This window comes from Caballeronia novacaledonica (assembly GCF_900258035.1).
Taxonomy (GTDB): Bacteria; Pseudomonadota; Gammaproteobacteria; order Burkholderiales; family Burkholderiaceae; genus Caballeronia; species Caballeronia novacaledonica.
The window spans coordinates 35,445-61,181 of sequence record NZ_OGTP01000022.1 but is presented as its reverse complement, the minus strand read 5'-3'; the positions used below and the strand labels follow the sequence as shown (position 1 = coordinate 61,181).

General features: G+C 66.2%; 27 protein-coding genes. 24 read left to right on the top strand and 3 right to left on the bottom strand.

The window, feature by feature from the left end; genetic code table 11:
- Nucleotides 1-89: 89 nt before the first annotated feature.
- Complete coding sequence (locus tag NOV72_RS25005; RefSeq protein ID WP_106857237.1) at nucleotides 90-935, bottom strand: helix-turn-helix domain-containing protein; 846 nt, start codon at nucleotides 933-935, stop codon at nucleotides 90-92.
- Nucleotides 936-1,136: 201 nt separating this feature from the next.
- Between NOV72_RS25005 and NOV72_RS25000 the strand changes: the two genes are divergently transcribed.
- From NOV72_RS25000 to NOV72_RS24975, 6 genes are all read left to right on the top strand, one after another.
- The gene (locus NOV72_RS25000; RefSeq protein WP_106857236.1) at nucleotides 1,137-1,481 is read left to right on the top strand and encodes a cupin domain-containing protein; all 345 of its coding nucleotides are present in this window, start codon (nucleotides 1,137-1,139) and stop codon (nucleotides 1,479-1,481) included.
- Between the two features lie 53 nt (nucleotides 1,482-1,534).
- Nucleotides 1,535-3,007, top strand: coding sequence for an NAD(P)/FAD-dependent oxidoreductase (locus NOV72_RS24995; RefSeq protein WP_106857279.1), 1,473 nt, complete (start codon nucleotides 1,535-1,537; stop codon nucleotides 3,005-3,007).
- Between the two features lie 15 nt (nucleotides 3,008-3,022).
- A complete protein-coding gene (locus NOV72_RS24990; protein ID WP_106857235.1) occupies nucleotides 3,023-3,976 on the top strand; it encodes a LysR family transcriptional regulator in 954 nt (317 codons plus the stop codon).
- Between the two features lie 59 nt (nucleotides 3,977-4,035).
- Complete coding sequence (locus tag NOV72_RS24985) at nucleotides 4,036-5,544, top strand: purine-cytosine permease family protein (RefSeq protein ID WP_106857234.1); 1,509 nt, start codon at nucleotides 4,036-4,038, stop codon at nucleotides 5,542-5,544.
- A 47-nt stretch (nucleotides 5,545-5,591) separates the two neighbouring features.
- Nucleotides 5,592-6,728, top strand: a complete 1,137-nt coding sequence (locus NOV72_RS24980) for a porin (protein WP_106857233.1) — start codon at nucleotides 5,592-5,594, stop codon at nucleotides 6,726-6,728.
- Nucleotides 6,729-6,937: 209 nt separating this feature from the next.
- Nucleotides 6,938-7,258, top strand: coding sequence for a hypothetical protein (locus NOV72_RS24975; protein ID WP_106857232.1), 321 nt, complete (start codon nucleotides 6,938-6,940; stop codon nucleotides 7,256-7,258).
- 62 nt (nucleotides 7,259-7,320) lie between these two features.
- On the opposite strand, the gene NOV72_RS24970 is transcribed toward NOV72_RS24975, so the two are convergent.
- Entirely contained in the window at nucleotides 7,321-7,563 is a 243-nt protein-coding gene (locus NOV72_RS24970; RefSeq protein ID WP_245933143.1) for a hypothetical protein, read from the bottom strand.
- 386 nt (nucleotides 7,564-7,949) lie between these two features.
- Between NOV72_RS24970 and NOV72_RS24965 the strand changes: the two genes are divergently transcribed.
- From NOV72_RS24965 to NOV72_RS24880, 18 genes are read left to right on the top strand one after another with little or no spacing between them, the layout of a single operon-like run.
- A complete protein-coding gene (locus tag NOV72_RS24965; RefSeq protein WP_106857231.1) occupies nucleotides 7,950-8,645 on the top strand; it encodes a beta-ketoacyl synthase chain length factor in 696 nt (231 codons plus the stop codon).
- Complete coding sequence (locus tag NOV72_RS24960; RefSeq protein ID WP_106857230.1) at nucleotides 8,632-9,423, top strand: lysophospholipid acyltransferase family protein; 792 nt, start codon at nucleotides 8,632-8,634, stop codon at nucleotides 9,421-9,423. The genes NOV72_RS24965 and NOV72_RS24960 overlap by 14 nt, the downstream gene beginning before the upstream one ends.
- A complete protein-coding gene (locus NOV72_RS24955) occupies nucleotides 9,404-9,703 on the top strand; it encodes a phosphopantetheine-binding protein (protein WP_106857229.1) in 300 nt (99 codons plus the stop codon). The genes NOV72_RS24960 and NOV72_RS24955 overlap by 20 nt, the downstream gene beginning before the upstream one ends.
- Nucleotides 9,704-9,705: 2 nt before the next feature.
- Nucleotides 9,706-9,957, top strand: coding sequence for an acyl carrier protein (locus NOV72_RS24950; RefSeq protein WP_181291158.1), 252 nt, complete (start codon nucleotides 9,706-9,708; stop codon nucleotides 9,955-9,957).
- Nucleotides 9,954-10,583: a COG4648 family protein gene (locus NOV72_RS24945; protein WP_106857227.1), complete on the top strand. Its 630-nt coding sequence runs from the start codon at nucleotides 9,954-9,956 to the stop codon at nucleotides 10,581-10,583. Before NOV72_RS24950 ends, NOV72_RS24945 begins: the two co-directional genes overlap by 4 nt.
- Nucleotides 10,580-12,283 carry an ApeI family dehydratase gene (locus NOV72_RS24940; protein WP_106857278.1) on the top strand — a complete coding sequence of 568 codons (1,704 nt, stop codon included), beginning with the start codon at nucleotides 10,580-10,582 and terminating at the stop codon, nucleotides 12,281-12,283. The genes NOV72_RS24945 and NOV72_RS24940 overlap by 4 nt, the downstream gene beginning before the upstream one ends.
- Nucleotides 12,280-14,028: a glycosyltransferase family 2 protein gene (locus NOV72_RS24935; protein ID WP_106857226.1), complete on the top strand. Its 1,749-nt coding sequence runs from the start codon at nucleotides 12,280-12,282 to the stop codon at nucleotides 14,026-14,028. Before NOV72_RS24940 ends, NOV72_RS24935 begins: the two co-directional genes overlap by 4 nt.
- Nucleotides 14,015-15,586, top strand: coding sequence for an HAL/PAL/TAL family ammonia-lyase (locus NOV72_RS24930; RefSeq protein WP_106857225.1), 1,572 nt, complete (start codon nucleotides 14,015-14,017; stop codon nucleotides 15,584-15,586). The genes NOV72_RS24935 and NOV72_RS24930 overlap by 14 nt, the downstream gene beginning before the upstream one ends.
- Nucleotides 15,586-16,023, top strand: a complete 438-nt coding sequence (locus tag NOV72_RS24925) for an acyl-CoA thioesterase (RefSeq protein ID WP_106857224.1) — start codon at nucleotides 15,586-15,588, stop codon at nucleotides 16,021-16,023. The genes NOV72_RS24930 and NOV72_RS24925 overlap by 1 nt, the downstream gene beginning before the upstream one ends.
- Nucleotides 16,011-16,646 carry a LolA family protein gene (locus NOV72_RS24920; RefSeq protein ID WP_106857223.1) on the top strand — a complete coding sequence of 212 codons (636 nt, stop codon included), beginning with the start codon at nucleotides 16,011-16,013 and terminating at the stop codon, nucleotides 16,644-16,646. The genes NOV72_RS24925 and NOV72_RS24920 overlap by 13 nt, the downstream gene beginning before the upstream one ends.
- Nucleotides 16,643-19,048 carry an MMPL family transporter gene (locus NOV72_RS24915; protein WP_106857222.1) on the top strand — a complete coding sequence of 802 codons (2,406 nt, stop codon included), beginning with the start codon at nucleotides 16,643-16,645 and terminating at the stop codon, nucleotides 19,046-19,048. The genes NOV72_RS24920 and NOV72_RS24915 overlap by 4 nt, the downstream gene beginning before the upstream one ends.
- Nucleotides 19,045-20,229: a beta-ketoacyl-[acyl-carrier-protein] synthase family protein gene (locus NOV72_RS24910; RefSeq protein WP_106857221.1), complete on the top strand. Its 1,185-nt coding sequence runs from the start codon at nucleotides 19,045-19,047 to the stop codon at nucleotides 20,227-20,229. Before NOV72_RS24915 ends, NOV72_RS24910 begins: the two co-directional genes overlap by 4 nt.
- Nucleotides 20,230-20,234: 5 nt before the next feature.
- Entirely contained in the window at nucleotides 20,235-20,717 is a 483-nt protein-coding gene (locus NOV72_RS24905) for a hotdog family protein (RefSeq protein ID WP_106857220.1), read from the top strand.
- Entirely contained in the window at nucleotides 20,714-21,439 is a 726-nt protein-coding gene (locus tag NOV72_RS24900; protein ID WP_106857219.1) for a 3-ketoacyl-ACP reductase FabG2, read from the top strand. Before NOV72_RS24905 ends, NOV72_RS24900 begins: the two co-directional genes overlap by 4 nt.
- Nucleotides 21,439-22,665, top strand: coding sequence for a beta-ketoacyl-ACP synthase (locus tag NOV72_RS24895; protein WP_106857218.1), 1,227 nt, complete (start codon nucleotides 21,439-21,441; stop codon nucleotides 22,663-22,665). Before NOV72_RS24900 ends, NOV72_RS24895 begins: the two co-directional genes overlap by 1 nt.
- On the top strand, nucleotides 22,662-23,954 hold the full coding sequence (locus tag NOV72_RS24890) for a beta-ketoacyl-[acyl-carrier-protein] synthase family protein (RefSeq protein ID WP_245933142.1): 1,293 nt from the start codon (nucleotides 22,662-22,664) through the stop codon (nucleotides 23,952-23,954). The genes NOV72_RS24895 and NOV72_RS24890 overlap by 4 nt, the downstream gene beginning before the upstream one ends.
- Nucleotides 23,951-24,376: a hypothetical protein gene (locus NOV72_RS24885; protein ID WP_106857217.1), complete on the top strand. Its 426-nt coding sequence runs from the start codon at nucleotides 23,951-23,953 to the stop codon at nucleotides 24,374-24,376. The genes NOV72_RS24890 and NOV72_RS24885 overlap by 4 nt, the downstream gene beginning before the upstream one ends.
- A gap of 24 nt (nucleotides 24,377-24,400) precedes the next feature.
- Entirely contained in the window at nucleotides 24,401-24,835 is a 435-nt protein-coding gene (locus NOV72_RS24880; RefSeq protein WP_106857216.1) for an excinuclease ABC subunit A, read from the top strand.
- A 46-nt stretch (nucleotides 24,836-24,881) separates the two neighbouring features.
- Here NOV72_RS24880 and NOV72_RS24875 read toward each other — a convergent pair whose 3' ends face one another.
- Nucleotides 24,882-25,622 carry a class I SAM-dependent methyltransferase gene (locus NOV72_RS24875; protein WP_106857215.1) on the bottom strand — a complete coding sequence of 247 codons (741 nt, stop codon included), beginning with the start codon at nucleotides 25,620-25,622 and terminating at the stop codon, nucleotides 24,882-24,884.
- Nucleotides 25,623-25,737: the final 115 nt, after the last annotated feature.

The window sequence follows — 25,737 nt, the reverse complement described above, 5'->3', positions numbered from 1 at the left end:
GTGGACGGGGCGATGTTAGGCGACGGGACAGCCTCGCAAATCACGAAGTCGAAATGTTCACATCGAGCCGGTTCGATGTGAACGGCGCTTCACGTGACCGTCAGACGGGGGCAAGCCTGGCCCCACGCGATGAGGTCGCGCTTGGTGCGCACGCCGAGCTTCGCGAACGCGCGCTTCACATACGACTCCGCCGTGCCGATGCGCACGCCGATGATCTCCGCCGCTTCCGGCACCGTGCGGCCCGTGATGAGATGCGTGCAGATTTCGTATTCGCGCTTGGACAGGCGCACGTCGTCGGCGGCGATGCGGGCGTCGAATTGCGCGAGCGGGTGCAGGAACGAAGTCGGATGCGCGACGCGTTTCGCGGCGCTCGTCGATGCGTGCAACTCCAGCAGCGGAAACAGGAACTCGCTCACGTTGCGAAAGCGGTTCATCTCGGCGAGCGTGAACGGCGGCGCGTCGAGTGCGCGTTCGAGCGCGATGGAATCCTGCGCGTGAGGCGTGCCGCGCGCGAGCACGCATTCGTGCGCGATGAGCGCTTCGTCGAAGAGGCGCTGGCGAAATTCGCCCGGCGGTATCGCGCCGATGTCGCGCACCACGAGCAGCGTGCCGATCTTGCCGCGAATGCCCGCGAAGAGCGGATCGCTGTCGTAGAAGCGGTCGTAGTAGAGCGTCATGACTTCGGAGATCACGCCCGTGTCCATGCCCACGCCGCTGCTGCCGATCCATTCGCAGCGAAAGCCCGTGGGCTTGCTGCGATCGACACGCGAACGCTCGATATGCACGACATTGAGCGGCACGACTTCGTTGAGAAGCAGCGTGAGACGCGGCACGAAATCCGGTGTGCCGACAGCTTCGATGACTTTGCCAAGCGTCTTGAACGAGAGCGGGAACTCGGCTTGATCCTGATTGAGCGGGGGTACGTTGAGCAGCATGGCGCGCCGCGAAGAAAAGTCCCTTCGATTGTAGACCATGCGTTATAGCCCCTGCCACAAGGGGTTTTCAGCAAATCTAGGTATTTACCCGCGCTTTGCTAAACGCAGCTTGTCCCCCCCGCGGGGGGGCATACCGGGGCGTCGTGAATCGGTAACTTTGGCGCACCGATTCATTGATAACCGACGCAACAAGGGAAGCACATGAGCAAGCTGATTCAGGACATCGCGCCGCTGGGCGAAGGCATTGGGCAGTTCACGCGGCTCGACTACGGCATGGACGAAAGCGACTGGCGCGCGGCCGAAGGCCAGAGCGGCAATTACGTGATCGGCTGGTGGGAAGGCAAGGTCGGCGCCGTCGATTTCCCCGCGACGACCGCCGACGAAGCGGTCTGGCTCGTCGAAGGAAAGGTCGCGCTGATCGACCTGAACGGCGGACGCAAGGAATTCACGGCGGGGCAGGGCTATCTGCTGCCCGCGGGCTTCGCGGGGCGCTGGGAAACCATCGAAGACGCGAAGAAGTTCTACGTCGTGCTCGAACCGCGGTAATCACCGTCGCAGGCGGCGCGGTGTGCGCACCGCGTCCGAAGAGGAAGTCCATCATGAATGAAAGCGCCCAATTTTTCGAAGCGGACATCGCCGCGCCTACGCCCGTCTCGTCGAGAGCCGCGCGCCGCGTGCCGGTCAAACTGAGCGTCGAAGAAGCGCTCGCCCGCACGAAGCTCTTTCCTTACTGGCTCGACAATCCCGCCGAGCCGCCCGCCGAGCCGGCGCTCGTGGGCGACACCCGCGCGGATTTGCTGATCGTCGGCGGCGGCTTCACGGGTTTGTGGGCCGCCGTGCAGGCGAAGGAACAGATGCCCGCACTCGACGTCGTGCTGATCGAAGCGGGCCGGGTCGCGCACGGCGCGTCGGGGCGCGCGGGCGGCATCATCTCGACTTCGGTGATGCACGGCCTGCCCAACGCGGTGCGCGTGTTCCCGGACGATATCGCGGAGCTCGAAGCGTTCGGCCAGCGCAATCTCGACGGCTTCGAGGACACGCTCAAACGCTATGGCATCGACGCCGATATCGAATGGAACGGCGAGATGACGGTGGCCGTCGATCCGGAGCACATCGAGCATCTGCGCGCCGATCACGATCTGCACAAGTCGTATGGCCACGACGTCGTGTTGCTCGATGCGGCGGCCACGCGCGAACAGCTCGATTCGCCGCTGTTCGCGGGTGCGCTCTGGTCGCGCAATCGCAGCGGCATCGTGCATCCGGCCAAGCTCGCGTGGGGTCTCAAGCGCGCGGCGCTCGCACTCGGCGTGCGGCTCTACGAACACAGCCCGTTGACGAGCGTCGGCGACGAAGGCGAAACCGTCTTCGTGAAGACGCCCGAAGGCAGCGTGCGCGCGCCGCGCGTCGTGTTCGGCAGCGGCACCGCGAAAGTGGGCATTCCCGACATCAACCGGCGCGTATTGCAGGTGCGCGATCACGTGCTCGCGACCGAGCCGCTCACCGACGAGCAACTGTCGCGCATCGGCTGGAAGCAGCGCCAGGGCATCTACGACACGCGCACGCAGCTCAACTATTTCCGCCTCACGAAGAACAACAACATCATCTTCGGCGGTCTCGTGAGCTATCACTTCGACGGCGACCCCAATCCGCCGCGCGACCAGAAACGCGACACCTACCACCGTCTCGCGCAAGCGTTCTACAAGACCTTTCCGCAACTGAGCGACGTGCGTTTCTCGCATGCGTGGGGCGGTCCGATCGACTATTGCTCGCGCGGTTCGGTGTTCGCGAAGCGCTATCTCGGCGACAAGGCCGTGTTCGTCGCGGGCTATACGGGTTTCGGCGTGGCCGCGAGCCGCTTCGGCGCGTTCATGGGCCTCAACATCCTGTTCGATCGCGAAAGCCCCGAGCGCACGCTCGACATCGCCAATCAGAGCCCGACGTACATCCCGCCCGAGCCGGTGCGATGGCTGGCCGCGAAGGTGACGTTCCACGCCTTCGATGGCGCCGATGCCGAAGGCGGCTGGAAGCGCGCGTGGATAAAAGGCATCAAGGCGATGGGCTTTCCCATGTGACGGCGGCGTAACCGTATGTTCTCCAATACCTCCGATCTCGACCTGCGCCTCGTGCGCGTCTTTCTCGCGGTCGTCGACGCGCGCGGCATCACCGCCGCCGAGGCGACGCTCGGCGTGCGCCAGTCGACCATCAGCTCGCAGTTGTCGGCGCTGGAAGCGCGCATGGGCTTCCGGCTCTGCGAACGCGGGCGCGGCGGGTTCCGGCTCACGTCGCAAGGCGAGCGCTTCGTGACGTCGGCGCGGGCGCTGATCGCGGCGACATCGCAATTCGTCGCTCAGGTGCGCGATATCGACCGCAAGCTCGTCGGCACGCTGTCGATCGGCTTGATCGGGCAGGCGTCGCATGTGGAGAACACGCGGCTCGCCGAAGCCATCGGCGCATTTCGCAAGCGCGATCAGGCCGTGCGTTTCGCGATGCATGTCGCGCCGCCGCAGGAGCTCGAGGAAAGCCTCGTCAATCAGCAGCTCGATATCGCGATCGGTTACTTCTGGCATCGCGTCGCGGGGCTGTCGTACAGCAGGCTTTTCAGCGAGCGGCAAGTGATTTGCTGCGGGCGCGGGCATCCGCTTTTTCACGCCGATCCGCACGTGACGTTCGACGATCTGCGCGCGCACGACTGGATCTGGCGCAGCTATCCCGTGCCCGAAGAGCTGGCGGGCATCGGCGAGCGCCGCGTGACGGCCATCGCGGACAACATCGACGCGGCCACGGTGCTGATTCTGTCGGGCAGTCATATCGGCTATCTGCCCACGCATCACGCCGAACCTTTCGAGCAGCGCGGACTGATCCGCGTGCTGGGGCGCACCGCGTTCGGCTTCGACGTGCCGCTGCATCTCGCGATGAAGCGCGGCATGGCCGACAAGCCGATCGTCCGCGCCTTCTGTGAAGACCTTTTCGGCGTCTATGGCATGCGCTCGAACGAACGCGAGTGCCGCCTGGATCAGCCGGAACATGCAGTAGAGACGTGACCGATAACGAAAGTGCGTCAGCCGGCCGATGCCGGACGGCGCCTCAAAGGAGTGAGACGATGGCAGACAACACCAGTATTACGCAGGTCGAAACATTCGGTTTCGAGCGCATTCCCGACGCTTCGCGATACGCGCGGCCAATCGATCTGTTCCGGCTGCTGTTCGGCGGCTGCAACACGTTTTCGACGTCGGTGCTCGGCAGCTTTCCGATTCTCGTCGGGCTTTCGTTCGAGGCGAGCCTGTGGGCCATCGTGCTCGGCGTGCTCGCGGGCACCTGCATTCTCGCGCCGATGAGCCTGTTCGGGCCGCGCAACGGCACGAGCGATCCGGTGTCGTCGGGCGCGCACTTCGGCATTCACGGACGTATCGTCGGCTCGTTTCTCGCGGTGCTCACGTCGGTCGCTTTCTTCTCGCTCGCGGTGTGGAGTTCGGGCGATGCGCTCGTCGGCGGCGCGCACGACATGGTGGGCCTGCCGGTCAATCCGTGGACGCTCGGCACCGCGTACATGGTGTTCGCAGTGCTCGTGCTGATCGTGTGCATCTACGGCTTTCGCTTCATGCTGTGGGTCAACAAGATCGCCGTGTGGGCGGCGAGCCTCATGTTCGTGCTCGGCGCGTTCGCGTTCGCGAAGGCCTTCGACATGCACTACGCGGGCACGCTCCATCACGGCGGCGCGGGCTTCTGGGCCGCGTTCATCGGCGCGGCGCTGGTGGCGCTCAGCAATCCCGTTTCGTTCGCTTCGACGCTCGGCGACTGGGCGCGCTACATTCCGCGCTCGACGCCGCGGCATCGCGTGATGGGCGCCGTGTTCGCCGCGCAGATCGCGACGTTCGTGCCGTTCTTCTTCGGCCTCGCGACCGCGACGATCATCGCGACGCAGGCGCCGAGCTACATCGGCTCGAACGATTACGTGGGCGGTCTGCTCGCGGTGTCGCCGCGCTGGTTCCTCTTGCCGATGTGTCTCATCGCGATCATCGGCGGGATGTCCACGGGCACGACCGCGCTCTACGGCACGGGCCTCGACATGTCGAGCATGTTTCCGAAGTACCTCAATCGCGTGCGTGCGACGGCGCTGATCGGCACGCTCGCCATCGGCTTCATTTTCGCGGGCCGCTTTGCGTTCAACCTCGTGGAAAGCGTGGCGACGTTCTCGACGCTCATCTGCACGTTCAGTTGCCCGTGGATGGCGATCATGGTGATCGGCTTCGTGCAGCGCGGCGGCTTCTATCTCGCCGACGATCTGCAAGTGTTCAATCGCGGCGAGCGCGGCGGCCACTACTGGTTCACGCATGGCTGGAACTGGCGCGCAATGGGCGCGTGGCTGCCGGCGGCGTTCATCGGTCTCGCGTTCGTGAATCTGCCGGGACAGTTCGTCGGGCCGCTGGGCGCGCTTGCGGGCGGCTGCGATCTCAGCGTGCCGGTGTCGTTCGTCGTGGGCGGCGTGCTGTATCTGACGATGCTGTGGCGCTTTCCCGAACCCGACGCCGTGCATGGTCCGCAAGGCCGCCGCCTGATCGGCGCATCGCGCGGGCGCGATCTCGCGGGCAGTCGCGAACAGGCCGAATAACGCTGCACGTTTCGAATCGATCAATTAAAACGCTGGAGACACGCAGCATGAATTCAAAGATGGCCGTCGCGGCGACGATGCTGTTCGCGTCCGCCGCCGCGCAGGCGCAAAGCACGGTGACGTTGTTCGGCGTACTGGACGAAGGCATCAATCTGACGAGCAACGCAGGCGGACACAAGGCATGGCAAATGTCGAGCGTCGATCTGGTGACGAGCCGATGGGGCCTGAAGGGCAGCGAAGATCTCGGCGACGGGCTGCATGCGATCTTCGATCTGGAAAGCGGCTTCATGCTGGACAATGGCGCCGCCTATTACGGCGGCCGGCTGTTCGGCTATCAGTCGTATGTCGGACTGCAATCCGATACGCTCGGGACGCTCACGTTCGGACGCCAGCTCGATTCGGTGAGCGACGTGATCGGCCTCATGACGGCGAACGGTTACTGGGGCGGCTATCTGTTTTCGCATCCGCTCGACAACGACAATACCGACGCCACGTTTCACGCGAACAATTCGGTCAAGTTCACGAGCAACGACTACGGCGGCGTGTCGGCGACCGCGCTATACGGATTCAGCAATCAGGCCGGCGCGTTCGCGGGCAATCGCACGTATGGCGCGGGGCTGAAATACAGCTATGCGACATTCACGATTGGCGCTGTCTTTGAAAACCTGTCGGCTCCAGGCGCGACATCGACCGGTTCCGTGGCTTCGGACGAGGCGGGCTTCGTCGCGGCGAATCAGAAGATTTACGGTATCGGCGCGAGTTATGGAGCAGGACCGGCGACGCTGGGCCTCGTCTATACCCATGTGAACGTGCAGCAGCCGGTGTCGTCGCTTTATCTCGGCGATTTCGGCGTGAATGACGCGAGCCTGCATTTCGATAACATCGAATTCAACGCGAAGTACGACATTCAACCGGATTTATCGATTGCTGGCATGTACACGTACACGATGGCGCATCTGAAGCAGGGCGGTTCGGAGAGTTCGATGCACTGGAATCAGATCGGCGTGATGGCTCAGTATTTCTTGTCCAAGCGCACCGGCGTTTATACGCAGCTCGTCTATCAGAAGTTGAGTGGCGGCAATACGGGCACGCCACTCGATACGGCGTTCATTCCGGGCGCGGCGAGCCCATCGTCGAATTCGCATCAGATGGTGGCGCGAATCGGGATGACGCACTCTTTCTGACGTTCGGCGCGCCGCGCTCGTAGCTCGAATGTTGTTATCGCGGTTGTCCATGCCTTGTTATCGGCATGGACTTTTTTGCTTTTGAAGAGCTTTCATTGCTTATCGCGGCGCGTGCGAATTGGAACGCGGCACGGCAATTGCGGGTCAATGTTCATGCAGACGGCAATCGTCTGCGTCCATACTTCAGCCAGATTAAGGAGGGACGGAACATGAGCAAGGCAACCAGCGCACTTATCGCGGCCGTGGCCGCACTCACCCTGTCGGCGGGCGCTTATGCACAGAGCGCCGGAGGCTCGAACGGCGCGGGTTCGGCGGGCAGCACGGCAAGCCCCGCGAACCAGGTGAATGGCGCAACGGGCGGCTACGGCACGCCGGGCATGACGAATTCGGATAGCGGCATGGGCACCAAGGCGCCGAACTCGGGCCTGCCGAGCAGCACGAACAGCAACTCGACGTCGGGTACGGCGGCTCCCGCGACAAGCAATAACACGCTTGCCACTCCGAGCGTGAAGTCGCCTGCTGCCCAGTAAAAGCGGTAGAAACGACAACCAGCCGCGACACGCTGCCGGATTCGACAGCATGTCGCGTGCAACTAATTCCCGGTGACCAGTTCCTTTGTTTGCAGCGTAATCGCCGACAAACCTTTCTCCACGATTTCCCGCCAATCGCTGGAAACCACGACCTGCTTCGATTCTCTGACGTGCGTCTTCACGGTCTGAGCGCCATGAAGACCGCCGACATCGCCCGACAGTTGCAGTTCTGACTTCTGGTTTGTCGTAACCGACCAGAAGCCGGGCTGGAACCATGCCCAAAAATCGATGATTTTTGTAGCCAACCCGAAGTCAAGGCGTCGGCAATACAGCTGCTCGATTCAATACTAACGGCAGAAGCGGCGCGAACTTGAGAGTCGCATATGTCCTCTGCGCTCGCCAACTCTGTCCTGTCGCGGCAATGACACGAACCTTTCGTTTGAGACAAATTTTGATCTCTTCGATCGCGATGCTCGGTAGAATTCCGGCGAGCAAAAAAGATGAAACGGGCGTCCCGACGTTTTGAACGTCGCACTCTAAATTATTCCAACGTCGTGCCGTTAACCTGCTCGCAGGAAAAATCAATCACCGAATGGGTACGGGTGGCCCCGCCGCCGGATGGAGCGCATCCTGTCGTGCGGCCGCCGGTCGTCCCGGCCCGAGTACCACGTTTCCGAACGCGAATCACCGCATGCCCGATCTGCACTGGACCATTCCGGTTGCTCGCTGGTCTTTCTGGCCTGCCGCTGCATCCGCCGCTCCCGACCTTGGCTTCATCGAGCCATTGACGCGGCGCAGGCTCAGCACGCTGTCGCGGGCTGCGTTGAAGGTCGCGCACGACTGCGGCGCGCATCTGCCCGCCGTGCGTCTGGTATTCGCGTCGCGTCACGGCGAACTGCGCCGCACGACCGACATCCTGCACACCATCGACGCCGGCAAGACCGTGTCGCCCACCTCCTTCAGTCTTTCCGTGCTCAACACGATGACCGGCATCCTCGGCATCGTGCGCGGCGACCGCACGGCGGCCAGCGCGCTATCGGCGGGCAACGAGAGCCTCGGCTACGCGCTGCTCGAAGCATATGCGCAATATGCGACGGATCCGTCGAGTCCCGTGCTGATCGTTTTCGCCGATGAACCCGCCGACGCCACATACGGCCCGGTCGAAGCCGAAGTGGAAGGCGGCGCGCTGGCGATCCTGCTCGACGCATCCGCGCAAACCGGCCGGCTGGCATGTACGCGCGCCGCGCTCAGTGACCATGCCGATCCGTCGCGCATGCCGTTCGCATCGCAAAGCGCGGCCGTGCAGCACTGCCTCGAAGCGCGGACGTCGAGCGAATGGCAAGGCACGACATCTACGTGGCAATGGTGCTGGCATGAAGGCGCTTGACCGGCACTGGCGCCTCGCCGCGACGGCGCTGGCATTCGCGGCGTTCGGCGTCTGCGGGCTCGGCTTCTCGCTGATCCTGTTTCCGCTCGCGTCGATCTGGCCGCATCGCGATTCGAAGCAGCGCATCATCGTCGCGGTCATTCACACGTTCTTTCGCGCGCTCGTCGCCGTGCTCGTGCGCGTGGGCGTCATGAAACTCGATGTGCGCGGCGCGCGCGCGCTCAAGCGCAGCGCGGAGCGCCCGGCCATCGTCGTGGCCAATCACCCGACGTGGCTCGACGTGATGGTGCTCCTGTCGCTGACGCCGCGCGCGTGCTGCGTCGTGAAGAACGCGCACTGGAGCAATCCGTTCTTCTGGGGCGTGATGCGCGCCGCGGAATACGTGAGCAACGCGGACCCCGTCGAACTCGTCGAGGCGGGCGCGCGGCAACTCGCGCGCGGCTACACGATGATCATCTTCCCCGAGGGCACGCGCAGTCCGACACGCAACCGCCTGCACGCGTTCTCGCGCGGTTTCGCGCACATGGCGCTGCAGTCCGGCGCGCCGATCCTGCCCGCGCTGATGGACTGCGATCCGCCCGCGTTCACGAAGGACATGCGCTGGCACGACGTGCCCGAACGCGCCTTCCACATGCAAGTGAACGTGCTCGACGCCCTGAGCGCCGCCGAACTCGCCGCGAGCGACGAACCACCCGCGCTCGCCGCGCGATCGGTGACGAGCGCCATCGAGGCCCACATTACCCAGCATCTGATCGACTATGGATTCTTTAAAGCTTGAACTCAAACGGCTGCTGATCGAGGCGCTCGATCTCGAAGACATGCAGCCCGGCGATATCGACGACGACGCGCCGCTCTTCGAAACCGATGGCGTAGGGCTCGATTCGATCGACGCGCTCGAGATCGGCATCGTGCTGCGCGAACACTACCAACTGAACGTGGCGTCCAACGACGAAAACACGCGAGGGCATTTCCGTTCGATCAACACGCTCGCCGCGCTGGTGGCGAGCCAGCGCGAGCTTGCGCACGTTGCGGACGGCACCATGAAAGAAGGGGAATGACGGTGACCGACAACGAGATCCTTGAGCGCATCCGCGCCATCTTCGAAGAGAACTTCGCGATCGCGCCCGAGCGCGTGACGCCCGAAGCGCACCTGTATGAAGAGCTCGATCTGGACAGCATCGACGCTGTCGATCTCGCGATCAAGCTCCAGGAAATGACCGGCCGCCGCATCAAGCCGGAAGAGTTCAAGTCGGTGCGCACGGTCGCGGACGTGGTCGCCGCTGTCGGGTCGCTGCTCGTCGAACAGGAATGATCCAGCCGCCGAACGTCGGCGATGTGAAGGCGCGCGCCCGAAGCGGCTTCGCGCTGAACGTCGCGCTCAAGCTCGCCTATCCCGCGGTCATTCTCGGGACGTGGGTCTGGAACGCGCCGCGCTATGCCGGCTGCCTGCTGTTCGTGCTGATCTGGCTGCAACGCTGCATCGGCACGGGCGTGGTCGGCGTGTCGCTGCGCAGGCTCACGCGCGTGGACTGGATCGTGGCGTTCATGCTGAGCCTGGCGTCGGCTGCGATCGTCTGGACCGACAGCGAACGCCTGCTGCGCATCTATCCGTCGCTCGTCAATCTGGGCTTGCTGATCGCGTTCGGCGCGACGCTCGTGCGCGGCCCGTCGATGATCGAGAAGTTCGCCCGCGTCGGCACGCCCGATCTCAGCGAAGCGGCCGTGCGCCACACGCGCCGCGTCACGCAGATCTGGTGCGCGTTCTTCGTCGCGAACGGTCTGTTCTCGCTCCATACCGCGCTGCATTGGCCGCGCGAGGCATGGTCGCTCTACAACGGCGCGATCTCGTACGGATTCGTCGGCGCGCTGATCGTCGGTGAAATCGCATGGCGCTATCTCGTGATCCTGCCGCGCGCGCGGCGGGCGGAGGCGGCATGATCGCGTTGCACGATTTGCTGTGCGCGGATCGCGATCCGCTGACGCCCGTCTGCCGCGACGATCGCGCCGGCACCGCGAACGATATCCTCACGCACGCGGCGTTCCGCTCGCGCACGGCGGCGCTCGCCTGGTGGCTGCGCGAGCAGAACGCGCGACGCTATGCGTTGTGCATCGACGATCCGTTCGACTTCGCCTGCACGCTCTTCGCGCTTTTCGCATGCGGCAAGGAGCCGGTGATTCCCGCGAGCTCGGCGCCCGGCTATCTCGCCGATCTCGCCCACGCGTACGACGCCATGCTGACCGGCGACGACGTTCGCGCGCTCGCCGCCACGCAAGCGCTGCGGCCCGCCGCGCCGCTCTCGCGCATCGATCCGCACGCGCCGCTCACGCTCTACACGTCGGGCAGCAGCGGCAGCCCCAAGCCGATCCACAAGACGCTCGCGCAGTTCGACGCCGAAGTGCGTACGCTCGAGCGCGAGTGGGGCGCGCTCGTCGGCGACGCGACGATGCTCGCGAGCGTCCCGCATCGCCATATCTACGGGCTGTTGTTCCGCGTGATGTGGCCGCTCGCGGCGGGCCGCGCGTTCGATCGCGCCCTGTGCGCCGAGCCGAAGCAGATTCAGGCGCGCATCGCGAGCTGCGGCGCGACCGCGATGGTGTCGTCGCCGGCGCAACTCGCGCGCTGGCCCGCGCTCGCGGGTTTCGACGCACTGACGCCCGCGCCGCGCGTGTTCTTTTCGTCGGGCGGCCCGCTCGCGGCGGACGCGGCGCACGCCTGCGCGCGCGCGTTCGGCGCCGCGCCCGTCGAGATTTACGGCAGCACGGAAACGGGCGGCATCGCGTGGCGCAGGCAGAACGAAACGGCCGCGTGGCGCGCGCTTCATGGCGTGGACGTGCGCCGTACGGACGATGGCGCGCTCGAAGTGCGCTCGCCGCATCTGGGTCACGACGACTGGCATCGCACCGACGACGCGATCCACTTCGACGACGACGGCCGCTTCCGCCTGCAAGGCCGCCTCGACCGCGTCATCAAGCTCGACGGCAAGCGCATGTCGCTGCCCGACATGGAAGCGCGGCTCGCGCTGCATCCGTATGTGGCGCAAGCGTGCGTCGTGCCGCTTGCGGGGGCATCGCGCGAGCGCGTGGGTGCGGTCGTCGCGTTGAGCGATGCCGGCAGCGCCGCGCTGCGCGACGAAGGCCGCGTCGCGCTCGCGAAGTCGCTGCGCCGTCACCTCGCCGCGTATTTCGACGTCGTGCTGCTGCCGCGCCGCTGGCGCTTTCGCATCGCGCTGCCGTTCGACGTGCGCGGCAAGTTGCCGGTCGCGTCGGTTGCCGCGGCGTTCGGCGCGCGCGCCGAAGGCTTCGAGATGCTCTCGGAAGCGCGCGACGGCGACAGCCTGCGTTACGAGCTGCGCGTGCCGCCGACGCTTGCGCACTTCGGCGGCCATTTCCCGAATCTGCCGATTTTGCCCGGCATCGTGCAAGTCGATTGGGCGATCCGGCTCGCGTCGGAGCACGTCGCGGGCGCGCGCGATACGGCATCGGTCGATCGTCTGAAGTTCATGGCGCCCGTGCCGCCCGGCGCGGTGCTCGACCTGGAACTCGCGCACGATGCCGCGCGCCGCCGCGTGCGCTTCGCGTATCGGCTGAACGGGCGCGATTGCTCGTCGGGCGTGGTGGTTTATCGGGAGCACGCATGAGCGGCGCGAATCTGCGGACGTGCATCGTCATCCCGATCTACAACCACAAGGACGCGATCGGCGGCACGCTCGCGCGCCTGAGCGTGCACGGCCTGCCAATGTTCGTCGTCGATGACGGCAGCGACGAAGCCACGCAAGCCGTCCTCGCGCAACTCGCCGCCGAATACGGCGCGCGGATGACGCTGCTGCGCCTGCCCGTCAACGGCGGCAAGGGCGCGGCCGTGATGGCGGGTCTGCGGGCGGCGCGAAGCGCGGGCTACACGCACGCGTTGCAGATCGACGCCGACGGCCAGCACGACGCCAACGACGTGCCGCGCTTCATCGCGGCCGCGCGCGCCGAGCCGGGCGCGGTGATCCTCGGGCGCCCCGTCTACGACGAAAGCGTGCCGAAGTCGCGTCTCTACGGCCGCTACGCGACGCACGTGTGGGTGTGGATCGAAACGCTGTCGTTCACGATCCGCGACTCGATGTGCGGCTTTCGTCTGTATCCGCTCGACGCGGTCTGCGCGCTCATCGACAGCGTGCGGATCGGCACGCGCATGGACTTCGATATCGAAATTCTCGTGCGTCTGCACTGGCGGCGGCTCGCGTTTCGCACCGTGCCGACGCGCGTCACGTACTCGACGGACGGCGTCTCGCACTTCGACGTGCTGTGGGACAACGTGCGCATCAGCGCGAGCCACACGCGGCTCGTGTGCGGCATGCTGCTGCGTCTGCCGATGCTGCTCGCACACAAGGCGCTGCCGCGAAAAACAGCCGCCGCGCGCGCGGACGCGGGCTGGTGGCGCGTCGCGGAGCGCGGCAGCCGGCTCGGCATGGCGCTGCTCGCGCTCAGTTGCCGTCTGTTCGGCATGCGCTTCACAAGTCTGTGGCTGCATCCGATCGTCGGCTATTTCCTGTTGACGGGACGCGGTGCGCGCGTCGCGTCGCAACGCTATTTCACGCAACTCGAACACGCCGCGACGGGCGAGCGCACGCCGCAACCCGGCTGGCGTTCCGCGTACCGGCAGATGCTCGCGTTCGCGCAATCGGGGCTGGACAAGCTCGCGGCGTGGTCCGGCCGCATCGCCGAAGAAGACGTGATCTTCGACGATCCCGCCGCGTTCGAAACGCTCGTCGCGAGCGGGCGCGGCGCGCTCGTGATCGGCGCGCATCTCGGCAACCTCGAAATGATGCGCGCGCTCGCGGTGCGCAACGGCCGCGCGAAGGTGACGGCCATCGTCTACACGGAGCACGCGAAGCGCTTCAACAGCGTGCTGTCGTCGGCGCATGTCGATTTCTCCAGCCGTCTCATGCAGGTGAGCGACTTCGGCCCCGAGACGTCGATGATGATGAAGGCGCGCATCGACGCGGGCGAGCTGCTCGTGATCGTCGGCGACCGCGTGCCCGCGCACGAGTCCGGCCGCACGACGGACGCGCGCTTTCTCGGCGCGCCCGCGCCGTTCGCGCAAGGCCCGTACGTGCTCGCGCATGCGCTCGGCTGTCCCGTGTACCTCTTTTTCTGCCTGAAAGAGCAGGACGGCCGGCATCGAATGTATTTCGAGCCTTTCGCGGAGCGCATTTCGCTGCCGCGCCGCGAACGCGCGCAGCACATCGCGGCGTGGGCGCAGCGCTATGCGTCGCGCCTCGAACACTATTGCCGCAAGGCGCCCTATCAGTGGTTCAACTTTTTCGATTTCTGGGCGCGTCCCGGCAAAACGATGACGGAAGCCGCAGCACCCGGAGGAAACGATGTCCGAGCATGATCTGATCGACGAACTGCGTTCGCAGGCGGTGACTTTCGGCGGCCGGCGCCTGACGATCGAAGAAGTCGTATCGATCGCCACACGCCGCGCGCCGGTCGCGCTGAATCGCGATCCCGCCTGGCGCGCGCGCATCGAGCGCGGCGCGGACTTTCTGCGCCGTCATCTCGCGGCGGGCAAGACCGTGTACGGCGTGAACACCGGTTACGGCGATGCATGCGTCGTCGATGTGCCGATGGCACTCGTCGAAGCGCTGCCGCTGCAACTCACGCGCTATCACGGTTGCGGCATGGGCGCGCATCTCGACGATGAAGCGACGCTCGCCGTGATCGCCGCGCGTTTGAATTCGCTGGCGTACGGATTTTCCGGCGTGCGTTTCGTGCTGCTCGAACGGCTCGCGGACCTCATCAACCATCGCGTATTGCCGCGCATTCCGTCGGAAGGCTCGGTTGGCGCGAGCGGCGATCTGACGCCGCTGTCGTATGTGGCGGCGGCGCTCGTCGGCGAACGCGACGTGAAGTTCGGCGGCGCCTTGCGCGATGCCGCCGGCGTGTGGTCCGCGCTCGGCGTCGCGCCGCTCAGGCTCGCGCCGAAAGAAGGGCTCGCGCTGATGAACGGCACGGCGGTCATGACCGGCCTCGCGTGTCTCGCGTTCGCGCGCGCCGGTCACCTGACGCGTCTCGCCGCGCGTCTCACGGCGCTCTCCACGCTGGCGCTCGACGGCCGCGCCGCACACTTCGACGCGACGATCTTCGCGGTGAAACCGCACGCGGGTCAGGCCGAAGCCGCCGCATGGATTCGCGCCGATCTCGCGGGCCGCGACGACACGCCGGGCCATCGGCTGCAGGATCGCTATTCGATTCGCTGCGCGCCGCACGTGATCGGCGTCGTCGCCGACGCGCTCACGTGGATGCGCCGCGACATCGAGAACGAACTGAACAGCGCGAACGACAACCCGCTGATCGACCCGGACGCCGAGCGCGTGCTGCACGGCGGCAACTTCTACGGCGGGCATATCGCGTTCGCGATGGACGCGCTGAAGACCGCCGTCGCCAATCTCGCGGACCTGATGGATCGCCAACTCGCGCTGATCGTCGACGACAAGTTCAACAACGGCCTGCCGCGCAATCTGACCGGCGCGACGCACGCGCGCGCGCCGATCAATCACGGCTTCAAGGCCGTGCAGATTTCGGCGTCGGCGTGGACGGCCGAGGCGCTCAAGCACACGATGCCCGCCAGCGTGTTCTCGCGCTCGACGGAAGCGCACAACCAGGACAAGGTCAGCATGGGCACGATCGCCGCGCGCGACTGCCTGCGCGTGCTGGAACTGACGGAGCAGGTCGCGGCTGCGCATACGCTCGCCGCCGTGCAGGCGCTGAATCTGCGGCTGCGCCTCGCTCCGGACACGCCCGTGCCCGCGCCGTTGCGCGAATTTGCGGAAACGGTCGCGTCGGTGTCGCCGTTCGTCGATGAAGACCGCGCGCTCGAACGCGACCTGCGCGAATTGACGGCGCGCATCGCGGCGTGCGCGCTCGTCGATGCGAACGCGGAGAACGCGTGATGCCCGAAGTCATGCAGACGCGCACGCTCAAGGCGAGCGCGATCGTCGAAGTGCCGTTCCACGACGTCGATGCGATGAACGTGTGCTGGCACGGCCACTATCTCAAGTATTTCGAGGCGGGGCGCTCGGCGTTGCAACGCGCGTTCGATTACGACTATCGCGAGATGCAGGCGTCGGGCTATGTGTGGCCGGTCGTGGAGGCGCATCTGAAATACGTGCGTCCCGCGACTTACGGACAGCGCATCGAAGTGCGCACGGAACTGCTCGAATACGAGAACCGGCTGAAGATCGGTTATGAGCTCGTCGATTGCGAAACGGGCCAGCGTCTGACGAAGGGTTACACGATTCAGGTCGCCGTCGATGCGGCCACGCAGGAATTGCAGTTCCTGTCGCCGCCGGTCGTGTTCGAGAAGCTGGAGCGCGTATGGGCGCGTTGACGAAATTGCGCGCGGCGCTCGTCGCGTTGCTGCTCGCCGCGACGTCCGCGCAAGCCGCGAACGGCGACTCGACGCTCGTCTCGCAAGTGACGTCGCGCCTCGCGCAAATGAAGGGCGTGCGCGCGCAGTTCACGCAGACGCAGACACTCTCCGCGATGAAGCAGCCGCTCGTCAGCACGGGCATGCTCACGTTCCAGCGCGAGCGCGGCGTGATCTGGCGCGTGGACACGCCCTACGCGGCGACGTACGTCATCACCGACGCGGGCGTCGCGGAAGTCGATGCGAACGGCAAGCGCATCCGCACGAAAAGCGCACAGGGCGTGCGCGGCGTCGCGCAAGTTTCGAAGATGATGCGCGCGATGCTCGGCGGCGATCTGTCCGCGCTGTACTCGCAGTTCGATGTCGATGCACACGGCTCGCCCTCGGACTGGGCGCTCGACCTGAAGCCGAACCAGCCGCAGCTCGCGCAGGCCATCAAGGGTTTGCACATGACGGGCGGCGCGTTTCTGCGCAGCCTGCGCATCGATCTCGCCAGCGGCGACGTCACGCGCATCGAGTTCACGAAGAGCGAAGCCGCCGACGACCTGCCGTCCGTCGAACATAACTTGCTGGGCGCGCCATGACGCCGTGGCACTGGCAATGCACGACAACGTCGCCGTGGCGCATCCGCGCCGCGTGGTTCGCGTTCGCGCTCGTCGTCGTGCTGTATTGCGTGCATCGTTTCAGCGGGCCGTCGCCGCTGGAGACGAACCTGCTCGCGCTCTTGCCCGCGACGGAAGCGGATCCCGTCGCCGAAAAAGCCGTGGACCGGCTCGCCGGCGCGCTCGGCGACCGCACGGTGTTCCTCGTGTCGAGCCGTGACGCGGATCACGCGAAGGCCGCCGCCCGCCAGTTCGGCGCGGCGCTGAAGGAAAGCGGCGCGTTCGCGTCGGTGACGGCGGAACTGCCGCCGTTCGATATCGCGCAGATCGGCGCGCTCTACACGCCTCATCGCTTCGGCCTGCTGACGCAGGATGACCGCGACGCGCTTGGCGTTTCATCGTCCTTGCGCGACATGCTGATGCAGCGCATCTACAGCCCCGTGCGCGGTCCGCTCGCGACGCAGCTCGCCGCCGATCCGTTCGGCTGGCTCGAGCACTGGCTCGCCGACTTGCCGCTCGCGACGTCGAATCTCGAACTCGAAGACAACATGCTCGTCGCGCATCGCGGCGACGCGACGAGCGTGCTGGTCGTCACGACGCTGAACGGCTCGGCGTACGAATCGCGCGTGCAGCGCGCCGTGCTGTCGGCGGCGTCGCGGGCGGAGGCGTCGTTGCGGTCCGCCTGGCCCGACGCGGCCGTCGCGCGCGCGGGCGCCGTGTTCTACGCGGAGTCGGCGCGGCGCGCATCGGAGCGCGAGGTGCATCTGATCGGCATCGCGTCCGCTTGCGGCATCGCGCTCCTGATGCTGTGGGTGTTCCGCTCGCCGCGCTTGCTGCTGCTCGGATTTCTGTCGACGGCGCTCGGCATCGGCGGCGCACTGGCCGTCACGATGGCCGTGTTCGGCAAGCTGCATCTGCTGACGCTCGTGTTCGGCGCGAGCCTGATCGGCGAGGCCGTCGATTATTCGATTCAATACTTCGTCGTCTATCTCGGCGCGCCGCGCGAGTGGGACGCGAAGCACGGCGCCCGCTCGGTGCGGCCCGCGCTCTCGGTGGCGCTCGCCACCAGCCTGCTCGGCTATGCGATCCTCGCGTGGGCGCCGTTCCCTGCGCTCAAGCAGATCGCCTGTTTCGCGATGACGGGCATCTGCGTCGCGTTCGCGTCCGTCATGTGGCTGCTGCCCGCGCTGCTGCCGAAGGGACCGAAGGCCACGCAGCGGCGTCTGTTCGCGCGCGCGGCCGTGCTGCTCGTCCGCTGGCAGCGCGCGATCGGTGCGAAGCGTGCGTGGGCCGTCGCGGTCGCGCTCGTCGTCGTATGCGCGCCGGGCTGGCTGATGCTCAAGAGCGACGATGACATCCATCTGCTGATCCAGCGCGATCCGGCGCTCGTCGAGCAGGAAAACCGGGTGCGCGATGCGGTCGGCATCGACAACACCGCGCAGTTTTTCGTCGTGCAGGGCGCCACGCAGGAAATCGCGTTGCAGCGCGCGGAAGCGCTCGGCGCGAGGCTCGATGCGCTGCCGCAAGCGCAATCGGTGGACGGCTGGCGCGCGGTCACGCAGTTCGTGCCGTCGGCGCGGCGTCAGGCCGAAGACCGCGCGCTGCTCGCCGGGCGCGTGTTCGCCGATCCCGCCGCCTTGCGCGCGACGCTGCTGCAAGCGGGTTTTCGCGACGATATCGCCGACGCGTGGATCGCCTCGTTCGCGCAGACGGACGCGCCGCCGCTGACCGTCGAGCGCTGGCTCGCGGCGAACTGGTCGAAGCCGTTTTCGCATTTGTGGCTCGGCGCGGTCGAGGCGCACGGGGCGCGCGGATATGCGGCCATCGTGATGCCAGGCCGCGTCACGCCGCAAAACCTGCCCGCGCTGATCGAGACGGCGCGCGCGACGGAAGGCGTCGCGTTCGTCGACAAGGCCGCGAGCGTGTCGAAGCTCTTCGGCGCCTATCGCGTCGACAGCGCCATGTGGCTCGGCGGCGCGCTCGTGCTCGTGCTCGCGCTGGTGAGCGCGCGCTATCGCCTGCGCGGCGGCATCGCGACCATTTTGCCCGTGCTGCTCGCCGTCGGCGTGACGCTCGCGGCGTTCGGCTACGCGCGCGTGCCGCTCAATCTGTTCAACTGTCTCGCGCTGATGCTCGTGCTCGGCGTCGGCGCGAATTACGCGGTGTTCCTGCGCGAAGGATGCCTGCGCGACGGCGCCGATCTCGGCGCGGTGTGGACCGGCGTGCTGCTCTCGGCGGCGACGACGCTGCTGTCGTTCGGCATGCTCGGCATGAGCGCCATGCCCGCGCTGAAGAGCTTCGGCATCACGCTCACGCTCGGCATTCTCGTATCGGTGCTGCTCGCGCCGATGGGCATGCCAACTCAAGTGAGAAAACACGCATGACGTTTCCACCTGTCTATCTGAATGCGCTCGGCATGATCAACGCGCTCGGCGACGACACCGGCGCGGTCGCGGCCGCGCTCGCCGCGTCCCGATCGCCCGGCATGGCGGCGATGCCCATGAAAAACGGTGACGCGTTCGTCGGCCGCGTGCTCGCACCGCTCGACATCGCGCCGCCCGACGCGCTCGTCCGCTTCGATTGCCGCAACAACCGGCTGCTGCTCGCGGCGCTGGAACTCATCCGTCCGGAGATCGAGGCGGCGCGCGAGCGATACGGCTCCGGGCGCATCGGCGTGGTGCTCGGCACGAGCACGTCGGGCGTGAGCGCGGCGGAAGACGCCTTCGCGCATCGCACGAAGACGGGCGCGTTGCCGTCGAACTTCGATTATCGGCAAATGGAAATCGGCACCGCTGCGCCGTTCGCCGCGGCCGCGCTCGACGTGCAAGGCCCGGCGTTCACGATTTCGACCGCGTGCACGTCGAGCGCGAAGGCGTTCGCGGCCGCGCGCCGTCTGCTGCAACTGAATCTGTGCGATGCGCTGATCGTCGGCGGCGTCGATACGCTGTGCGAGCTCACCGTGCAGGGCTTCGCGTCGCTCGATTCGGTCAGCCCCGCGCGCACCAATCCCATGAGCCGCAACCGCAGCGGCATCAACGTCGGCGAAGGCGCGGCCCTGTTCCTGATGACGCGCGACGAAAGCGCCGTGCGTCTCGCCGGCGTGGGCGAATCGAGCGACGCGTATCACGTCTCGGCGCCCGATCCGCAAGGCGTCGCCGGCGAAATGGCGCTGCGCGCGGCGCTCGCGGACGCGGGCGTATCGGCTGGCGGCATCGGCTATGTGAACATGCACGCAACGGCCACGCGCAAGAACGACGAAATGGAAGCGCACCTGATGGCCCGCGTGTTTCCGGACGGCGTGCCCGCAAGCGGCACCAAGCCGTTCACGGGACATCTGCTCGGCGCGGCGGGCGCGACGGAACTGGGTTTCGCGTGGCTCACGCTCGCGCGCGACGACGCCACATTGCCGCTGCATCGCTGGGACGGCGAAGCGGATGCCGCATTGCCCGCGCTCGATCTCGTCGAGACGGAGCGCCGCCTCGCGCGCGCGGCGGGCTTGCGTTACGTGATGAGCAATTCGTTCGCATTCGGCGGCAGCAATGCCAGCCTGATTCTCGCGGGCTGACGACGATGAATTTCACCGACAAGCACGACACGGCCTTTCCCGCGATCGAATCGATCATTCCTCATCGCGGCACGATGCTGCTTCTGGACGCCGTGACATCGTGCGGCGACGAGACGCTGACGGCGCGCGCCACCGCGCGGCCCGACGCGTGGTACGCCGACGAGCACGGCGCGATGCCCGCGTGGATCGGCATCGAACTGATGGCGCAGAGCATCGCCGCGCACGTTTCGCTGATCGCGATGCGCGCGGGCGGAACCGCGCGCCCCGGCGTGCTGCTGGGCACGCGCAGTTATCAGGCGCACGTGAGCGCGTTCCCGCGCGGCGCGCGGCTCGCGATCGGCGTGCGCGAAGTGCTGCGCAGCGAAGAAGGCCACGGCGCGTACGAATGCACCATCGAACACGACGGCGTGCGTTATGCGGACGCCGTCATCAAGGTATTTCAGCCACATGATTTTCAGACGTTCATCGAAGGGAGCGTGAGCGCATGAGCCGTCGAGTTCTCGTAACGGGTGCGAGCCGTGGTATCGGCCGCGCCATTGCTTATCAACTGGCCGCCGACGGCTTCGCCGTCTCCGTGCATTGCCGCACGGGCCGCGCCGAAGCCGAAGCGGTCACCGCCGGCATCGCCGCGCAGGGCGGATCGGCGCGCGTCATCCAGTTCGACGTGCGCGAGCGCGACGCCTGCCGCGCCGCGCTCGAAGCCGACATCGCCGCGCATGGCCCGTACTACGGCGTCGTGTGCAGCGCGGGCGTGACGCGCGACGCCGCGTTTCCGGCGCTGACCGGGGAAGACTGGGACGTCGTGCTCGAAACGGGCCTCGACGCGTTCTACAACGTGATCCATCCGTTGACGATGCCGATGGTCCGCGCGAAGCAGGGCGGCCGCATCGTGACGATCGCGTCGGTGTCGGGTGTGATCGGCAATCGCGGGCAGGTGAACTACAGTGCCGCGAAGGCCGGGTTGATCGGCGCGACCAAGGCGCTCGCGGTCGAGCTCGCGTCGCGCAACATCACGGTCAACTGCGTGGCGCCGGGGTTGATCGAAACGGGCATGCTCGAAAACGTGCCCGTCGAACACGTGTTGAAGACCGTGCCGATGAACCGCGTCGGCCAGCCGGGCGAAGTGGCGGGCGTCGTCAGCTTCCTGCTGTCGGACGCGGCTTCGTATGTGACGCGTCAGGTCATCGGCGTGAACGGCGGGATGATCTGATGAAGCGCGTCGTCATTACGGGCATGGGCGGCGTCACGGCGCTGGGCGATTGCTGGCGCGACGTCGAAGCCGGACTGAAGGCGGGCCGCAACGCGGTGCGCCGCATCGACGAATGGGACTTCTTCGAAGCGCTGCACACGCGGCTCGCGTGTCCGCTGCCCGCGTTCGAACAGCCCGCCGACTGGCCGCGCAAGAAAACGCGCTCGATGGGCCTCGTGTCGATGTACGCGGTGCGCGCAAGCGAACTCGCGCTCGCCGACGCGGGCCTCGCCGGCGACACGTCGATCGGCGACGGGCGCATGGGCGTGGCGTACGGTTCGTCGTCGGGTTCGGTCGCGCCGATCCGCGCATTCGGCACGATGCTCAACACCGGGTCGATGACCCAAGTCACGTCGAATAGCTACGTGCAGATGATGCCGCACACGACCGCCGTCAACGTGAGCCTCTTCTGGGACTTGAAGGGGCGCGTGATTCCGGCGTCGTCGGCGTGTTCGTCGGGCAGTCAGGCGATCGGCTTCGCGTACGAGGCCATCGCGACGGGCAAGCAGACGATGATGCTCGCGGGCGGCGCGGAAGAACTCTCGGGACCGGCGGTCGCCGTGTTCGACACGCTCTACGCGACCAGCACGCGCAACGACGAGCCGCAGCTCACGCCGCGCCCGTTCGACGCGAAGCGCGACGGTCTCGTGGTCGGCGAAGGCGCGGCCACGCTCGTCCTCGAAGAATACGAACACGCGAAGGCGCGCGGCGCGACGATTCATGCGGAGATCGTCGGCTTCGGGTGCAATTCGGACGGCGCGCACATCACGCAGCCGACCGCGAGCACGATGGCGCGCGCCATGCAGCTCGCACTGGACGACGCACGGCTCGACGCAGAAGCGATCGCCTACGTGAACGCGCACGGCACGTCGACGGATCGCGGCGATCTCGCGGAAAGCCAGGCGACCGCGCAGACCTTCGGCGAGCGCATGCCGATCAGCTCGCTCAAGAGCTATGTCGGGCACACGCTCGGCGCGTGCGGCGCGATCGAGGCGTGGTGGACCATCGAGATGATGAAGCGCAACTGGTATGCGCCGACGCTCAATCTCACCGAGGTCGATCCTGCGTGCGCGCCGCTCGACTACATCAAAGGCGAAGCGCGCGCCATCGACGCCGAGTACGTCATGAGCAACAACTTCGCGTTCGGCGGCATCAACACGTCGCTGATTTTCCGGCGCGTTCGATGAGCGGCACGCGGGTCATGCAGCGCGTCGTCGTGACGGGCATGGGCATCGTTTCGTGTCTCGGCAATTCGCTCGACGCCGTGAGCCGCGCCTTGCGCGAAGGCCGCAGCGGCGTGACGCGGATCGACGCGTGGCGCGAACGCGGATTCCATTCGCAGGTCGCGGCGGCCGCGACGGTCGCCGACGAACCGCCGTTCAGCCGCAAGCTGGAACGCTTCATGGGCGACACGGCGCGCTTCGCGTGTCACGCGGCGAAGAAGGCGATCGACGACGCGCGGCTCGACGATGCGACGCTGCGCTCGCCGAAGACGGGCGCGGTGATCGGCTCGGGCGTGGGCGCGATGGCGGAATACGACGTGGCGATCGCCGCCGTGCGGGCGCATGGCATAGACCGCGCGCCGCCTTATACGATTCCGCGCGCGATGAGCAGCACGGCGTCGGCGAATGTGGTGCAGACATTCGGCATCGAAGGTGTCGCGTATTCGCCTTCGTCGGCGTGCACGACATCGGCGCTCGCCATCGGGCAGGCGATGCAGCTCATCCAGACCGGACGCCAGCACGTCGTGCTCGCGGGCGGCAGCGAAGCGCTGCACGACAACATGACGCTGATGTTCGATGCGATGCACGCGTTGTCGCGCGCCTTCAACGACACGCCCGCGCGTGCCTCGCGTCCCTACGACACGGCGCGCGACGGATTCGTGATCGGCTCGGGCGCGGGCGTGCTGGTGCTCGAATCGCTCGATCACGCGCTTGCACGCGGCGCGCGAATCTACGCCGAGCTGACCGGTTTCGGCGAAAGCACCGACGGCGCGGGCATGGTCACGCCGCACAGCGGCGGCATCGCGCGCGCGTTGCGCATGGCGTTGGACGAAGCGGGCGAGTCGCCCGAATACGTGAATACGCAGGCGCCATCCACGCCGCTCGGCGACGCGGAAGAACTGCGCGCGCTCCGCGATGTATTCGGTGCGCGCGTGCCGCCGTTTTCGTCGACGAAAGGCATGACGGGGCATCCGCTCGGCGCATGCGGCGCACATGAAGCGATCTACACGCTGCTGATGATGCGCGACGGCTTCATCGCGGGAACGGGGCGCATCGAGTTTCCGGATCCGCTCGTGCAGGGCATGCCGCTCGTGCAGGCGACGCGCGAGGCACGCATCGATCGCGCGATGTCGGTGTCGTTCGGCTTCGGCGGAAGTTGCGCGAGCCTGATGTTCAAGAAGTTTGACCGTTGCCCGTCGGCGCAAGTTACGGGCGTGAATCGATTAACAACGAAAGTGATGGAAGAAGAATGAAAACAAAATTCTTGTTGGGGGTCATCGCCGGCATCGTGATTTCGCAAGCCGGATGTACGACGCAGATTCGCTCGCTGCCGACGCCCGCCGACGTGCAGGCGCAAAGCAAGCAAGGCATTCCGCTGTATTTCGGCGATCAGCCGCACGCGAAAGTGAAGACGCTGATCGAAACCAAGGAAGTGCGCGTGCGTGTCGCGCGCGAAATGAGCGGACAGGAAGCGACGTGCAACATCGCGCTGAGCCGGGCGCTCGGACAGTTGCGCGACTACGCGAGCGCGCAGCACGCGAACGCGGTCGTCAACGTGACGACGCGCTTTCAGCGCACGGAGACGTCGTCGTCGAAGGAGTTCACCTGCGGTTCGAGCAATAACGGCTCGACGATCGCCGTGCGGGGCGACGTCGTTCGGCTCGACACCGAATAAACGCACGAGCACGAGGATCGGAACATGAAGCGTCAGATTATTTGCGCAGCGTTGGTCGCGGGCCTGATGTCGTCGCACGCGTTTGCGCGCGACACGGTCGAGAAGTATGCCGTCGAAGCCGCGCTGAAGAGCGAAAGCGGCAAGGTCGATCAGGACATTCCGCTCTATTTCGCGGGACAGAATCATCCGGGCGTCGCGAAGTCGTTCGGCGAATTCGCGACCAACAAGAAGACCAACGCGTTTGGCAAGAGCGATGAAGCGGCGTGCCGGCACGTGTTTCTCTCGGCGGTGCGCGAGTTGCAGGATCGCGTGCGCAAGGAAGGCGGCAACGCGGTCATCGACGTGAAGAGCAACTACCGGAACGTCGAGTTCGTCAGCGCGACGCAGTTCACGTGCGGTGCGGGTGCAATGGTGGCGGGCGTCGCGCTGAAAGGCGAAGTGGTGACGCTGAAGAAGTAAGGCGATGAAGCGCGGCGTGTTTCTGCATGCACGCCGCGCTTTGCGGTCAGCGGGTTTTGACGGCCGCGACGTTGACGAGCGTCTCGCGCCGCTTGCCGGGCTTCGGCGTGTAAAGGCCGATGCGCTCCAGCAGGCCGAAATCCTTCGCGCGGCTCCACCACAAATAGGGCAGCGAGACGTTCTGCTTTTCGAAGCTGAAGCCGCCCTTGCGGATCATGTCGAGATAGCCGTCGGCGCTCTTTTGCACCTGCATCGGATGGCGGAACAGCAGGCGGATGACCCACGACTTGATGTACGCATCCGTCGATTCGGCGAACAGCAGCACGCCGCCCGGCTTGAGCACGCGACGGAACTCGGCGAGCGCGCGTTCCTGCTCGACGAGGTGATGAAACGTCTGGTGGCAGAAGACGATATCGGCGCTTGCGTCGCCGAGTGGCAAATTGGCGCAATCGCCGTGCATCACGTCGATGCGCGTCGCGGCTGTGGCAGGATCCTGCCCGCACGCGCGCGCGGCTTGCGTGGCGAGTTCGAGCGAAGGCTGGTGAAAGTCGATGCCGACGATGCGTCGCGGCGCAAACGCTTTCGCCAGCAGTCGAAACGAAAGTCCCTGCCCGCAGCCGACATCGACGATTGTCGGGTGAGCGGGCAGTGGTGTGTCGATCAGGCCTTTGAGGTCGTTGATCGCGACACGCAATACGTGATGCTCCCACGTATGCGTGCGCAGGAACCAGACGCCGAACGCCGTTTCGGAAACGAATGGCACGCTGGATGATTCGGTGTTCTGCACAATTGAATCCGGTAAGAAAGTAGTGACTCTTTGATACGAAGGCGGCTCGATTGTAATCGCTGATGCGCCGCGCAAGCGTCGTATTTGACCGACGATTTTGCTCCGTCTTCATGAG